At 55.0% G+C, this 14,098-nt stretch carries 12 protein-coding genes; 4 read left to right on the forward strand and 8 right to left on the reverse strand.

Annotated elements, in window-relative coordinates; genetic code table 11:
• Position 1: 1 nt before the first annotated feature.
• Genes tssG through tssA form a run of 6 tightly spaced genes read right to left on the reverse strand, consistent with a single transcriptional unit; the run spans position 2 to position 6,786 of the window.
• Positions 2-1,015, reverse strand: coding sequence for a type VI secretion system baseplate subunit TssG (tssG, locus tag AD663_RS27395; protein WP_003187039.1), 1,014 nt, complete (start codon positions 1,013-1,015; stop codon positions 2-4).
• Complete coding sequence (gene tssF / locus AD663_RS27400) at positions 979-2,766, reverse strand: type VI secretion system baseplate subunit TssF (protein WP_053214869.1); 1,788 nt, start codon at positions 2,764-2,766, stop codon at positions 979-981. The genes tssG and tssF overlap by 37 nt, the downstream gene beginning before the upstream one ends.
• Before the next feature lie 6 nt (positions 2,767-2,772).
• Complete coding sequence (tssE, locus tag AD663_RS27405; protein ID WP_003187041.1) at positions 2,773-3,183, reverse strand: type VI secretion system baseplate subunit TssE; 411 nt, start codon at positions 3,181-3,183, stop codon at positions 2,773-2,775.
• Between the two features lie 9 nt (positions 3,184-3,192).
• Positions 3,193-4,668: a type VI secretion system contractile sheath large subunit gene (tssC, locus tag AD663_RS27410; protein ID WP_003187042.1), complete on the reverse strand. Its 1,476-nt coding sequence runs from the start codon at positions 4,666-4,668 to the stop codon at positions 3,193-3,195.
• 25 nt (positions 4,669-4,693) lie between these two features.
• Positions 4,694-5,197 carry a type VI secretion system contractile sheath small subunit gene (gene tssB / locus AD663_RS27415; protein ID WP_003187044.1) on the reverse strand — a complete coding sequence of 168 codons (504 nt, stop codon included), beginning with the start codon at positions 5,195-5,197 and terminating at the stop codon, positions 4,694-4,696.
• Between the two features lie 32 nt (positions 5,198-5,229).
• A complete protein-coding gene (tssA, locus tag AD663_RS27420; protein ID WP_003187045.1) occupies positions 5,230-6,786 on the reverse strand; it encodes a type VI secretion system protein TssA in 1,557 nt (518 codons plus the stop codon).
• Between the two features lie 391 nt (positions 6,787-7,177).
• Here tssA and AD663_RS27425 point away from each other — a divergent pair, with 391 nt between their 5' ends.
• The 4 genes from AD663_RS27425 to AD663_RS27440 are packed head-to-tail and all read left to right on the forward strand — an operon-like array spanning position 7,178 to position 13,067.
• On the forward strand, positions 7,178-9,250 hold the full coding sequence (locus AD663_RS27425) for a type VI secretion system tip protein VgrG (RefSeq protein WP_003187047.1): 2,073 nt from the start codon (positions 7,178-7,180) through the stop codon (positions 9,248-9,250).
• A complete protein-coding gene (locus AD663_RS27430; protein ID WP_003187048.1) occupies positions 9,247-10,101 on the forward strand; it encodes a DUF4123 domain-containing protein in 855 nt (284 codons plus the stop codon). The genes AD663_RS27425 and AD663_RS27430 overlap by 4 nt, the downstream gene beginning before the upstream one ends.
• Positions 10,098-10,871, forward strand: a complete 774-nt coding sequence (locus tag AD663_RS27435) for a hypothetical protein (protein ID WP_003187050.1) — start codon at positions 10,098-10,100, stop codon at positions 10,869-10,871. Before AD663_RS27430 ends, AD663_RS27435 begins: the two co-directional genes overlap by 4 nt.
• A gap of 12 nt (positions 10,872-10,883) precedes the next feature.
• Positions 10,884-13,067 (forward strand): lipase, encoded by a 2,184-nt coding sequence (locus tag AD663_RS27440; protein ID WP_003187051.1) that lies wholly within the window; start codon positions 10,884-10,886, stop codon positions 13,065-13,067.
• Between the two features lie 59 nt (positions 13,068-13,126).
• Here the strand turns inward: AD663_RS27440 and AD663_RS27445 are convergent, their stop codons facing one another.
• Positions 13,127-13,438: a tetratricopeptide repeat protein gene (locus AD663_RS27445; RefSeq protein ID WP_053214870.1), complete on the reverse strand. Its 312-nt coding sequence runs from the start codon at positions 13,436-13,438 to the stop codon at positions 13,127-13,129.
• A gap of 105 nt (positions 13,439-13,543) precedes the next feature.
• Positions 13,544-14,080, reverse strand: coding sequence for a DUF3299 domain-containing protein (locus tag AD663_RS27450; RefSeq protein WP_033046355.1), 537 nt, complete (start codon positions 14,078-14,080; stop codon positions 13,544-13,546).
• Between the last annotated feature and the right edge of the window lie 18 nt (positions 14,081-14,098).

A 14,098-nucleotide genomic window follows, 5' to 3' on the forward strand; every position in this document is an offset into this window, starting at 1 on the left:
GTCATCCATTCCTAATGAGTTTGCTGCCGAGGGTCAGCACACCATCGGCGCGTTCATGTCCAAGCCAACTGGTCCATCCCAAGCGACACGTGTTCTGTCCTCCAAGGCGCAACTCACGTATTTCCTGCCGGCGCAGGACCAGGCGAATGTCATATTCAAGGGGATCACGCAGGATGAATCGCACCAGCGAACACAGCGGCTGATAACCCATACCGATGGGCAGGAATTCGTGGAAGCGTTGCCAGTCCAGCTCGCGGATATGGATACGAAACTTGCCGCTGCGGTCGCGTACCCTTTCGCCAAGCACCAGGTCTTCGCTCAGATGGCTGTTGAAATTACCCAGGCGATTGCGCTGCTCGCCAAGGATGTCGACGCAGCGCTCAATACATTGTTCGAGCTTCAGCTCAGCGTGCTTGAAGTAGTAACGTAGTACGGCTTCGATCAGTGCCGCGGAGTGGGCACGAAGGCTGAGCAAGCCCAGGTACGGCAACAAACGTTTCCAATTAAGTTGGCGGGCCGTGCGAATTTCTTCGCCGCCCAGGCCGATCAGTGCAAATAACTGTTCGGAAAACGAGTCTCTGGCACCACTCTCGAAGCTTGCGCAGTAACGGTACTTTTGCCATATCGGCAGCATTAATCGTTGGAGACGATGGTGAAACAAGTCGAGGAAATGGCGAGTCGAATTGGTGTCCTCTTGTCCCAAGGCTTGTTCTGCATAGAACGCCGGTAACGGTGACCCTGCGCCCACAAGGCTAATGAGGTTCAAGCACAGGCGCGCTTTCACCCTTCCCTGCTCCTCGAAAAACTCCACACGCTCGATGTCACTGGCCGGAAATCCCAGGCTAGGGTTAGCCTGGAATTCCAATTGGTCGTACAGTTCCTCGTCACTCAGATCAGGATGGGCTTCACGCAGCCGGTCAATAACCAGCAACACAGCCTGAAACAGTGAGTATTCACGTATCGATTTTGTCAGCACGTTTATAGAAGCGGCTGCTGGCCCATGCGTGGCGTCCATTGATACACCTCTCCCTGTGTGCTGTTCACTCGCAGCTCGTGATACGAATTGAGGCTGGCATAAAGAGCAAAAAATTCGTTGAGGACTGAAGCGAAGACGAACACGTCGCCTTCTCCAATGTAGCCCTGTGGATCAATGGTCAGCTCAGTGCGCAGGCCGCGAACCGGCAGCCCCCGGTGCAGCCGGTCTACATGCTGGTGCTTGATCGACTTGAGCCCATCCAGCAAACGCTTGCTGACCTTCTCTGTCTGCTCGTCGTAGTAGCGCGGAAAATCGTAGGTTTCGAGAATTACCTTCAGCGCATTGACGTCCGCCAGCGATAGGTAGTTGAGCGACATGTTGCTAATCAGCTTCCAGAGGAAGTCGCGATTGAGCGGAGGCGCAAAGCTTTGGGTGACTGGGCCTATGTTGCGGAAGCTCAACGATTCCGGACTTCTGTCACCAGGTTGATTGATGTCCCCGGGCTGTAGGTGGCGAGGCAAGTTTTGGTTCGTGCACATCAGCTCAATCGAAAGCGTTTCATGGGATTGGACGTGTCTGACGCCAAAGCCCAGGCAAGTGTCGAGGCCATCGTGCACCAACGAAGGACGTTGGCGGACGCTGTAGTAGGGGCGGCTGTGGGGCACGTCGAAGCTCGAATCATGCTCGAAGGATTCGAACGGTACATAAGCCTGGTAACCCAGACCGCCGGGATTCCAACCCGTGACACTCTCCACCGAAAACACCCCGCAGTGCTCCTGGTCATAATCGGCTGGCAGCAGCAGGTAATCGTCCTGTTTGCCATCCAGGCGAATCGGCAGAGCGTCATGCTTAAACAGATTGACGATGGGCGTGCAGTAAAGCTTCACGTTATCCAGCGTGGGGCGCATCCGCTGGATGCTGCTTTTGCCTATATCAAAGCGCATGTCCAGGCCTCGCATCCGCTTGAGGCTGCTGAGCGGCCAAGCATTGATCACATCGAGGCCATTGACATCGACGAACAGGAACTTTTCCTGAAAAGCAAAATACTCCTGCAGGTATCGATAGCCGCGGAAGGTATTCAGCGGGTACGGGATGAGTGCTTCCTCTTCGGCAAACCCCACCGGCTGGACATGGTCAGCTGGGATCCTGAGCACCAGCGGACTGCCATCTTCAGCAGCGAGCACGTCACCGGCGTAGTCCAGCGGGATCAGCTCGATTCCCTCAAGGTTACGTAACAGACTGAGGTAAAGCATTTGGCTGATGTAACGCTCGCCGGCGAAGTGCAGACGCAAACGGTTCAATTGCAATTCACCAAAATGGCCGTCGCAATGCATCTCCAGACGCAGGCTCAATAGCGACCCGTCCCCTTTCACTGAATAACTCAACTTGGTCAAATCAAGCGCCAAGACTTCAGTTGGATAACAAGTCAAAAAGCGGCAACGCACCTCTTGGACTGGCTTGCTTTCGACTGGCGTATCTCGCTCCACTCGTAATGCAGGACCGGATCGTTGCAGCGGATCGAACTGTAAAATACTGAAGGCGGGTAGCGGCCGCATGTAATTCGGCCAAAGCAGTTGCATCAGTGAATGGCTCAGTTCCGGCAACTGATCATCGAGCTTCTGACGCAGTCGGCCGGTCAAGAATGCAAACCCTTCCAGCAACCGCTCGACATCTGGGTCCCGTCCCGCCTGCCCTAGAAATGGCGCCAATGCCGGATTCCGCTCGGAGAAACGTCGCCCCAACTGGCGAAGCGCCGTCAACTCGCTCTGGTAGTAATGGTTAAACGACATGATTGGCTATCCTTGTCTGACCTTGACCTGGCCGCGGCCATCCAGGCACGCGATAAAACTTACCTGCCGCTTGACACCTGTCACCTCCAACAACGCGTCGATGCTGAAGGACAGACGAAGCTGATCAGCGTCATTCGGCATTGAAGCGACACGGACATTTTTGAGGCGAGGTTCGTACGCCTCGATGAAGGTCCTGATGGCCGCGCGGGCTTGGCTTCTTGCGTCATGCAGGCTCAAGCGCATGTCATTGAGATCAGGTAGTCCGTAGTCGGGTACCGTCTGCACGCTACCAGCGCGGGTACTGAGCATCTTGGCCAGGTGGGCAGCCACTGATGCGGTGACGCGAACCTGACGGCTCAAAACCGCATTTTTTCCGACATCATCGGACAGGCGCTCGAAAAGGCTGCCATAAGTCATGAGTCGCGCCTACGCCTTGTCCAGCTTGCCAACCAGAGACAAGGTGAAATCGGCACCCATATATTTGAAGTGAGGGCGTACGTTCAGGCCAACGCGATACCAACCAGGGTCGCCTTCAACGTCGCTGACAATGATTTTCGCCGCACGCAACGGACGTCGACCACGGACCTCGGCACTCGGATTCTCCTGGTCGGCCACGTACTGGCGGATCCAATTGTTGAGCTCACGTTCCAGGTCCGTACGCTCCTTCCATGACCCCAGTTGCTCGCGCTGCAGAACCTTCAAATAATGAGCCAAGCGATTGACGATCATCATGTACGGTAGCTGGGTGCCAAGCTTGTAGTTCAGCTCCGCATGCTTGTCCTCGGCGCCGATGCCATAAAATTTCGGTTTCTGTACGGAACTGGCTGAGAAAAACGCGGCGTTATCGCTGCCCTTGCGCATGGTCAGGGAAATGAACCCCTCCTCGGCCAGTTCGTATTCGCGACGGTCGGAAATCAGCACTTCGGTTGGAATCTTGGTTTCGATCTCGCCCATGCTTTCGAAATGGTGCAGCGGGAGGTCTTCTACAGCACCACCGCTTTGAGGCCCGACTATGTTCGGACACCAGCGAAATTTGGCAAAACTATCAGTCAATCTTGTAGCAAACGCGTACGCAGTATTACCCCAGAGGTAATGCTCATGGCTGTTGGCGACGGCTTCCTTGTATACGAATGACTTGACCGGGTTTTCTTCTGGATCGTATGGGTTGCGCAACAGGAAGCGCGGTACGGTCAACCCCATGTAACGGGCGTCTTCGGATTGACGGAAGCTTTGCCACTTGGCGAATTGCGGTCCCTCGAAGTGGTCTTTGAGATCCTTGAGATTCGGAAGACCAGCGAAGCTCTCCAGTCCAAAGAATTTCGGGCCAGCCGCAGCGATGAACGGAGCGTGAGACATACAGGCGACGCTGGACACGTACTGCATCAATTTCACGTCCGGCGCGCTTGGGGACATGAAGTAATTAGCGATGATTGCACCTACCGGCTGCCCCCCGAACTGCCCGTATTCAGCAGTATAGATATGCTTGTAGAGGCCCGACTGCATGATTTCCGGCGAGTCCTCGAAGTCATCCAGCAAATCGCCCTTGGAGACGCTGAGCATCTCAATCTTGATGTTTTCGCGAAAGTTGGTGCGCTCGACCAATAGTTGCAAACCGCGCCACGCCGACTCCAGTGCCTGGAACTCTTGGTGATGAAGTATCTCGTCCACCTGGAGGCTGAGTGTGGCATCGATATCGGCGATCATGCGGTCAACCATGGCCTTCTTGACCGGTTCACCGCTGTTTTGCGGTTTGAGTAACTCTTCAATAAAAGCAGACACGCCTCGCTTGGCGATATCGTAGGCTTCGTCGTCCGGGGTCAGTTGTGTCTGACTGATGATGCTGTCAAGAATGCTGTGGTTAGCGCTTCCCTGGCTCTGCTGCTGTACTGCGTGGGTACTCATGTATCGGCTTCCTTGTCTGAGTGATTCAAGCACTGGGGGCTACAGGATTCAGACCCAGCTCATCCAGAACGCGGCGGCGGGAGTCATCATTGGCGAGTACACCTTCGATGGCTTTACGAAACGCCGGAGCGTTACCTAATGGCCCTTTGAGCGCCATCAACGCGTCGCGCAATTCCATCAGCTTTTGAAGCTCTGGCACCTGTTCGACCAGGCTCGCCGGGTTGAAGTCCTTCATCGAATTCAAGCGCAGCTGTATAGCCAGGTCCTGAGTTTCACCGCCGTCCTGCAGGCGATTAGGCACGTTCAGGGTCAGGGTCAACTCTTGCTTGGCCAGTACTTCGTCGAAGGTAATCTTGTCGATACCAATCGGCTTTCGGTCCTCGATATTGCGTTCATCCTTGCGATAGGTGTAATCGCCTATTGCCAATAACTTCAATGGCAACTCAATTTCCTCCTGAGCGCCGCCGGTGGCTGGTTTGAAGGTGACGTTGATGCGCTCCTTGGGGGCGACCGAGCCTTCTTTGGCCATGACTTTCTCCTTACAGTTAGGGACCCGGAGGCCTATTCGATTACCAGTTCCAGGTCGAGATGACACAACCTGCGGTAGCTCTCTTCTTTGCATTCACGCACCGAGTGGTTCTGGGGCAACAACTCGCAGCACGTGTGCAGCAAATCCAGCACCTGCAGCTCCAGACTGGGCTCCCAGATGTTCAGGCCTGAGTGTTGTAGCGTCTGATCAAGGGCTTCGAGCTGGACCTTGGCGAGCTCATATTTCCTGGCCGAAAAGCACAACCGAGCCATCACGAACCGCCAGAAGAAACGGTCGCGCCCCCCAGGAGTGCTTTGCATGCCTTGCCTTAAAAACTGGACAGCAGTTTTAAGGCCGCTTGAACGCTGGATCGACTGAGCCTCTTGCAGAGCCAATTCCCAAGGTGCATGGTTGCCCCTGGCACTTACTTCGGGCGAAGCGCTGGGTTTCTGCAGATGGGGCGTGACCTGGGCTGCAATCCATGTCCGGGTGTCTGGATCAGCGAACGGCGTACCGTCATGCCAGCACAATTCGATGACTCCCGGCAGGCGCTCGATGAAAAGCGCGAATTGGATTTCCACCTCTCGCATGGCCAACTCAGCATCCAATCCTTGCAAGCACTCCCAGGCGAGCCGTTGTCCATCTAGCCAGAACGGTGCCTTCGCCAGGCTAGCCTCGATCTCAACAAGCAGGTCCGCGTAATTACCTTGTTGGAGACCATCCCGATAAGTCTTCAGTCTGTCTGCCGGCACCCCACGCAGTTGGGTGATCTGTTCTGCGTTGCGCTCAGGCATTGCGTCAATGGCTAGCCAAAGCATGGTGCGATTCAAGCGCAGGGCGCGGGGGTCGGTCGCCTTTTGCTTGAGCCACCAAGCGCATAACGAACGAGCACTCTCCTGCTGGGCACGCAATGCCTTATGAGCTTCTTTTTCATTTTCAATCGGAGCATCGGACGCAAGCAGTTGGCTGGCGGCATGCTTAACCTGGGCCACCACGGTTCCAATGGCCCCGGCCTGTGGCAAGTTATCAGTGACACGCTGGATCATGTTCCTGAGCCGCCGACACAACGGCAATAACAGAGGCGCCTCCTCACCCAACTGGGCGCTGCAAACGGTATCCAGGCCTTCAAGCTGTTCCGCCAGATGACGGAACAGCGGCAACTGCTCTTTAATCGCAACGCTATCGCTTAATACCTGCTCCAGACGAGGCACCAACCAGTTGATGCTGGCGGCTCGGGTTCGGTTTTTGGCGGGATGAACTTCAAGCCAATGGTTTTTACATAGATGCTGCAAAAGACAGAGCCCAGCCAGCAGCCCCTGAAAGGATTCACACTGATACAACGCCCAGGTCAGCCATACGGCCACTCGCAAATCCTTCGACTGGGTACTCAACAGTAATTCACTTCCCCTCAGGACTTTGAGCCAGTCGACTTGGCCACTTTCATGCATCGACTGGGCTTTGCCCAACTCGTTTTCCAGCGTTTCGTATTCATTTGAAAAACGCACGTCCACTCCCGCGAAGCTCTCATTGGAAACTGGCAATTTAGCGAGAGCCATATAATGGGCGGACAGTTTTTCGGAATATGACATTCACGACCTGCTTGGGAAGTAAGGGTTATAAGCTGAGCGATTTGGACGGGAGCATCGACTGAAGAACATTGGCCTTCACTTCAAAGCACCTCCACCCATCCGGCTGCCATGGAGAATGCCAAAGCCTAGCGAAGAAAAAAGTAGGACTTTTCGCTTTTTTTATAGAAACAGATAAGCAGAACAATACATAAAATTTCTAAATCAGCAGCGCCACTCCAAGCTCAGGTACTGAACTCCGTCAACAATACAATTAATTAAAAACATTTCAATTTTTCCAGTCCAATGAAAAATCCTACATCCCTTTCTTTTTTTTGCAGAAGTCTGCACCGCTCCCCCTCAGTGCTGCTTCAATGTGATCAGGAGCTAAAGCCACAGCCCAAGGACCCGAGCAATGCCACAAGTCACCAACACTAACGAATTTCAACTCATAATTCCCGGCTTCGAACATGAACTACAGATCTTGGCCTTCGAAGGTTATGAAGCGATAAGCACACCTTATTGTTTCGACGTAAAACTTGTCAGCGAACAAAAAAACATCGATCTAGAGCAACTGTTAAATAAACCAGCATTCCTAGCCTTTGATAAACAGCACAGTGGCATACACGGCTTTATCTATCGAGCTCAGCAAAACGATTCAGGTAAACGCTTGGCGCATTACAAGATCAAACTGACCCCACGACTGACCTATTTGGCGCATCGGACTAATCAACGAATTTTCCAGCAAATCAGTGTGCCCAAGATCATCACTTCGATCCTCAAGGAGCACGGAATCTTCACCGATGCTCATCGCTTCCAGTTGAGTGCAAGTTATCCGCCGCGTGACTACTGCGTTCAGTATCAGGAGTCCGATTTGCATTTCATCGAGCGCCTATGTCACGAAGAGGGCTTGCACTATCACTTCCAGCACAGTGTATCTGGCCATCAACTAATTTTTGGCGACGACCAGACCGTATTTCCCCGGCGCGACCGACCCACTGCTTATAAACACGACAGTGGAATGGTTTACGACGAACCGGTTATTCAGCGCTTTGGTCTTCGGCTTGAAACCCGGACCAGCCGAGTCACATGCCGTGATTACGACTTCAAGAAGGCTACGTTCCTGCCGGAAAACGCCTGTCAGCTCAACATCGGTAAAATCCAGCCGGACTTGGAAGCCTACGATTATCCCGGTGGTTTTTTTCAGGAACAGCGCGGCAAATTACTGAGTCGGCGGGCCCTGGAACGACATCGCGCCGACTACTGCCTGGCCGAAGGCAGGAGTAACCAGCCAACCTTGATGACGGGACATTTCTTGGAGTTGAGAGAACATCCACGCTCGGAATGGAATGACCTATGGTTGTTGACTGAAGTACGTCACGAAGGCAAACAGCCGCAGGTCCTGGAAGAAATTATCCCCAACGAAACTGGCCCTAGTGAAGGCCTCTTCAATCAGGGCTACCGCAATCGGTTTGTCGCTACACCGTGGGCTGTGATCTTTCGCTCCCGACGGTTTTTTCAAAAACCACACATATCCGGCTGCCAGACAGCAGTCGTTACCGGGCCCGAGGGTGAAGAAATCCACTGCGATCAATACGGCCGGGTCAAGGTCAGGTTTTTCTGGGATCGTGCGGATCGCGTCGATAGCAACAGCAGCTGCTGGTTGAGAGTCGCTTCAAGTTGGGCAGGCAATGGCTATGGGGGCGTTACGATACCAAGAGTGGGTATGGAGGTATTGGTCACCTTCCTTGAAGGCGATCCCGACAAGCCCTTGATCAGCGGATGCCTGACCAATAGTGCAAATACCTTGCCCTACCCACTCCCTGCACATAAAACGCGCACCGTGTTTCGCTCCCGCAGCTCCCCCGGCTACAAGGGCGCCAACGAATTGCATCTGGAGGACCGTACAGGCCAGGAGCTGATCTACCTGCGTGCCCAGCGTGATATGGAGCAAAAAATAGAAAATGACAGCCGGCTAGAGGTGGGCAACGAACGGCGAGAGACCATCAAGGGCAACAGCATTACAGAAATTCATGCGGAGGAGCATCGGACTACAGCCGCCGACCGCACGATCCGGGTCGGAGGTAACGATTACCTGAACGTCGTCAATCGCCATACCCATGTCGATCAGACGTTCATCGTCGACGCCGGTCAGCAAGTGCATATCAAGGCCGGCGCTCATCTCGTTCTCGAAGCAGGCGCAACCCTCAGCTTGAATGCCGGGGGCCAACACATCGTGATCAATCCCAGCGGCATCTACAGCAGCAGTGAAATCCAAATCGGTGGCACCCCGCTACCTGCGATCAGTGCTTCGTCATTTAATCCTGAACTAGCGGCCACCTTGGTCAAGCTGGAGGATCTACCGGCGATGCTTGCCCCTACGCAGCGGGCCCTGATGACGGCCAGTCAAGCATTGGGATTAGATTTCTGTCCTATCTGCGAGGCCTGCCGCAACGGTATATGTACAACGGAAGCCGTCGCAGCATGACTTGCTCGTTCCCCCATCAGTGGTTGGTCGAGCACCACCGCCTTGGCCGCGCATTGTGTGTTGTTCTGGACTCGGAAAATGAGCGACAGATACGCCAGGCGCTTTTAAAGAACTGTCGCCCTGACCAATATCTGAACATTTTTGGCCAGACCATCATCGCCGACCTAAGCGACGCTGGGCCGCTCGTCTTCGAATTTGATCAGCCCGGCGACCAAAGTATCCATCAATTACTCGAGTCCCCGGAAAGAAACTGGGGCTGGCTTGCCAGCCTTCGTAAAGGAAACCTGCAGGTATTGGCAGAACATTGGCGGGAACGGTTGATCATTGGAAAGCGTCCTCATCAAGCGCTGTATCGCTTCCAGGACAATCGTGTGCTGGCACGGGCACTCGGGTATTTGCCCATTGAAGCCTACCCCGTCTATCTCGGGCCGGCGATCAGTGTCTGCTACTGGCAAGGTACAAGCTGGGAACGCGTGGATAATCCGGCACCCGACGTATATCCGGTGCCTGAATCGCCTCTCTGGCTGCAAGTACCTGTTCCCCCGCAGCAAGTAATGGAAACCCGCCTGATCAATGCCCGCCGTTTTCTGTTGGCCGAGCATGTCCAGGCCTACGCCCGACTTGCCGAGCGCCAGGATCCGGAGGCGTGGTTGCGCGCCACGCTCAATCAAGCCGAGGCATGGAACTGGCAAGCGCCTGAGAAGTTGGAATTCTTGCTGACCTATCGTCTGCAAGCGCCTGCGCACACGTTGATGCGGGAATGGCAAGCGCTCCCTGCTGAAAGCCCTGACGAACATTTTGAACGGGTGCGTCTGATGACGACCTTTTGGCAAGTCGAGACGTTGCGATGAAACATTTCCTACGGATTGCAGGCTTGAGCTGCAGCTTAGCGATAGCGACAGGCTGCATCAGCAAACCTCCCAACACGTTCACCTTTACCGCTGATCTACCTCCGGACTTTGCTTATCAAGCCGTCGCGGTGTATGTCCCTGCCAAAGGGCAATCCTGCACTGTGCCGGGTGGTAGAAATACAGAAGTCGGATACAACCTGCATTGGCGCAAACATTACCAGCCGAACTCGGAGATTGCCTTGTACAGAACAGTTGGCGGCTGCCCATTGGTGATCTACCGCATCAGACTCGAGATCAACGCTGCATATGGCAAAGATTGGAGCGACATAAGTGGAGACTCAGCGGTTATCGCCATACGCGATGAGTTGGAAGCGCAATACAAGAGAACATTCAACGAGGCAGATGAAAGCGTCTTTTATGGCCAGTGCCAATGGCTATTTCGCACCTCGGGCAAGCCTCGCATTCTCCGGAAAATACTCAATTGTAAACAAATCACGCCGCTGGGAATGCTTGGACGCGGCCGTCCTTTCTCGGCCTATACCCTCGATCAGCTTCCGGGAAAAACCATAACAATGAAGATCTCCTTGGCAAATGAAGAAAGACCCTACATGGGCGACACCTGGGTAAAGGTACCCAGTGGCTGGAAACGATGCATGGGTAAAAATTTTGAAGACCAATATGCGTTTTGTTCCGGCAACTACACAGATTTCAGTGGTTTTCAGATGCCTGATGGCCGGCGATGCACCATATACCCAGGCTGCACGGAATAAGGAAGCCCGCGCATGACGTCGTTGAAAAATGAACTGGAATCAAGGTTGAGCGGCAGTACCCTGGCGTGCCCGGTGGCAGGGAAATGGACGAGCTTTCAGCTAGTCGATGAGTTGGGCTCTGGCGAACCTTACGCAGGACTGGTTTATGTCGCTACCGATTCAGAAGGACAGGTACATTCCGGAAATCTAGATGCATCGGGGGCCGGCAAGGTCAGGAATCATTACGCCGGACCGATTGCCCTTGTCTTTGAACAAAAGTACCAAGGGCCGGAACAGCTTTATCTGGAGCTTCAACGCAGAGACAGCTATCCGCTGAAGATTACCGAGCTGCAAGTCCGTGCAGAACACACCCGCTACATGCATCCAAACGCTATACGCTCCCGAGAAAGCCCGGCCCAAACTCGCGCGGACGATTTCTTCCAGGTGGAGGTGCGCCATCTCGTCAAGCACGTCGCGCATTTGCCTCCCGAGGTGTATCGCCATTACCCGTGCCCTACCGGGCCGGCACGGCTGATGGGTGAGCATGGCAAATCCGGTGTAATCCTTATGCCACACAAGCACACGGTGCTGGAGGTGCGCCCGTTACGGGCCTTGCGGCCCATGTTGTCCATCGCCCCCGAATTCTGCGCACTCAACTTATATCAATTGGCGCTCATGTCGACCTTGACCTATTGCCCCTTTGGCCAGACTCCAGAACTACCTCCGATCAATACCCGGGTGAGCTTCACCCACCAGCCGAGCGTCGGTAACTGGTTCGCAGATGCGCTAGCCAAATCCGAGGAACTTTGGATGCTCAATCCGGGGCAAACAAAAGCCTATTATCCGTTATATCAGGACGTGCCCTATTCCGAACGCCTGGAGATCGTGCCGTTCGACCCTGCCCTGTATGCGGTCAATAATCCAGAGCTGGGCGAAGACCAGGAACATCCCGCCAAGATCCACTTTCTTGATGACCGCAAACTTGAGTCGCAGGCCACTGATACCCAGGCGTTTATCACCCATAACGGCCAACTGATCCTTATTGCAATACGCGGAACTTCGGAAATGATCCCTGACGGCCTGCGTGACGCAGATGCGCTCCAAGTACCGTTTGAAGAAGGTAATGGTCGAGTACATCGCGGATTCTATGGAGCCGCAAAAAAAACGGCCGCCTTCGTAACGAGCTACTTGGATAAATTCTATGCTGGCCAACCACTACTCATTTGCGGCCACAGCCTTGGGGGCGCGGTAGCGTTATTACTTTCCGAAATTCTGCGGCGCCGACCGGAAGGCTACACCATCCAGCTCTACACCTACGGCGCCCCCCGCGCCGCTGATGCAACTTTCGTAAAAAACGCCGAGCCCCTGGTGCATTACCGCATGGTCAACCACAACGATCCGATACCCAGCGTACCCGGCAGTTGGATGAACACAAAGGCAGGCATCTATGGCACGGGGTTGGCGCTGACGTTCGCCAACGTACCGGTCGGCCTTTCGGTGTTTGTGGCGGGCATCACCAACTGGACGGGGGAGAACTATGAACACCACGGAATCTTGCGACATTTCATGCCAGTGGAGTTAGATCGCAAGGAAACCTTTTCGATACTCTGGACGCCCAGTTGCGACACCATCATTCAACACGCCGCCTGCGATGTCGCCCTTCAGCATCAACACGGCCTACCGGATCGTCCGTCGTTACTGTCCCAACTCTTTCACACCGAGAATCATTTCATGGTCCCCAGCTATATTCCCGCTTGTTGGGCGACCTTGCATCGCTGGCAGCAAGCGCAGGTAGCCCAGGACTCCCTGGTAACGAAGCGTGAATATGAATGGGTGGAAAGTGCTCTGGCACACATCACCCAGCGCTTGCGAAACGAAAAACGCCACCTGACAGCACGGGCCGCTCCCAATGGTCGTAGCCACAACCCTGACCATGATGCACTTACCCACGAAATCGACATGATACGAACCACGCTCGCTCGTCTGGCCACGCTGCGCACCGCGTCGGTCAGCGAAAAAGACGTCTACGGAAACCTGGCGGAACAACCCGAACAACTGGCGCAAAGCCTGTCGCGCTGGCATGCCCACCCGGAAAACAGCGTAGCGGTGCAATTGGCGAGGGCACCGAGCCCGGGTACCGAAAATGAGTGGATCAACAATGCTGACGGATACGCAGTCGGTAAACCTTACACCTTGGATATCGACGCCATCGTCTGACTGACTAATTTCTCTGGGTAGCCCTTCCCTTGTTTCCTTTGGGGGCGTTGTGGCGGGCGTCAGGGTTGGCGGTCCAGCTTCTTCAGGAAAACCGTCATTTCCTTTTCCGCTTGCTTGTCGCCATGGGCGCGGGCGGCTGCCAGGCCCTGCTGCCAGGCGTGGCGCGCCGCCGCGACATCGCCTTGGCCTTGGTGGGCTTTACCCAATAGTTTCCACGCCGCCGAGTACTTTGGATCGAACTCGACGCAGCGCTGAAGGTGCTCCGCCGCCCGGGCGAATTCGCCGAGATCGAGATAGCCTTTGCCCAGGCCAAAGCGCAGCAGTGCGTTATCCACACCCTTGGCGAGCATTTTTTCCAGGGAGTCGAGCATGGGGCGCGTCCTCGGTTGGGTCGGTGGTTGGTTTGTTGGCAGTTGGATCGCTTTCGCGAGCAAGCCCGCTCCCACAATGGGATTTGTGTCGAGCCAACCAGCCGCCTACAAATCCGCCTCCTGCACCACCCTCACCTTCTGCGCGTCCAGCGCATACGCCGCGCTCGCCAAGTCGTTGTCGACCTTTTCGATCTTCAGCGTGCCGGTCACCCACAACGGCGTATAGATGTCGTCGAGCTTCAGGCCCTTGGGATAACGCACCAGCACCAGTTGATTGGGCGGCGGTGGCGGAACGTGGATGCAGGCGCCAGGGTAAGGCACCAGGAAGAACAGCGTGCTGCGCCCCTTGGCGTCGGTTTCCAGTGGGACCGGATAACCGCCGATACGGATGTGCTTGTCGTTCATCGACGCCACGGTCTTGGTCGAATACATCACCGCTGGCAAGCCTTTGCTTTGTTTCAGACCACCTTTTTCGGTGAAGGTGCCGTTGGCTTCGGGGGAGTCGTGGTCGATCTCGGGCATGGCCTCGAGGGCTTTCTGGTCCGACTTTGGCATCAGTTCGAGCCAGTCGGTTTCCGGCAGTTCGGCGGCATGGGCCAGGCCGCTGCCCAGCAAAAGAAGGGTCAACACTAGACGGCGCATGAAAGGGCTCGGCAATGA

The sequence above is a fragment of the Pseudomonas sp. Q12-87 genome, from assembly GCF_001269755.1.
Classification (GTDB): domain Bacteria; phylum Pseudomonadota; class Gammaproteobacteria; order Pseudomonadales; family Pseudomonadaceae; genus Aquipseudomonas; species Aquipseudomonas fluorescens_S.

What these genes read in the sequence shown, in the direction of transcription:
- AD663_RS27445 (WP_053214870.1), bottom strand. Translation starts at nt 13,438, where the DNA reads ATGCTCGACTCCCTGGAAAAAATGCTCGCCAAGGGTGTGGATAACGCA.
- AD663_RS27440 (WP_003187051.1), top strand. Translation starts at nt 10,884, where the DNA reads ATGACGTCGTTGAAAAATGAACTGGAATCAAGGTTGAGCGGCAGTACC.
- tssE (WP_003187041.1), bottom strand. Translation starts at nt 3,183, where the DNA reads ATGACTTATGGCAGCCTTTTCGAGCGCCTGTCCGATGATGTCGGAAAA.
- AD663_RS27435 (WP_003187050.1), top strand. Translation starts at nt 10,098, where the DNA reads ATGAAACATTTCCTACGGATTGCAGGCTTGAGCTGCAGCTTAGCGATA.
- AD663_RS27430 (WP_003187048.1), top strand. Translation starts at nt 9,247, where the DNA reads ATGACTTGCTCGTTCCCCCATCAGTGGTTGGTCGAGCACCACCGCCTT.
- tssF (WP_053214869.1), bottom strand. Translation starts at nt 2,766, where the DNA reads ATGTCGTTTAACCATTACTACCAGAGCGAGTTGACGGCGCTTCGCCAG.
- tssC (WP_003187042.1), bottom strand. Translation starts at nt 4,668, where the DNA reads ATGAGTACCCACGCAGTACAGCAGCAGAGCCAGGGAAGCGCTAACCAC.
- AD663_RS27425 (WP_003187047.1), top strand. Translation starts at nt 7,178, where the DNA reads ATGCCACAAGTCACCAACACTAACGAATTTCAACTCATAATTCCCGGC.
- AD663_RS27450 (WP_033046355.1), bottom strand. Translation starts at nt 14,080, where the DNA reads ATGCGCCGTCTAGTGTTGACCCTTCTTTTGCTGGGCAGCGGCCTGGCC.
- tssB (WP_003187044.1), bottom strand. Translation starts at nt 5,197, where the DNA reads ATGGCCAAAGAAGGCTCGGTCGCCCCCAAGGAGCGCATCAACGTCACC.
- tssG (WP_003187039.1), bottom strand. Translation starts at nt 1,015, where the DNA reads ATGGACGCCACGCATGGGCCAGCAGCCGCTTCTATAAACGTGCTGACA.
- tssA (WP_003187045.1), bottom strand. Translation starts at nt 6,786, where the DNA reads ATGTCATATTCCGAAAAACTGTCCGCCCATTATATGGCTCTCGCTAAA.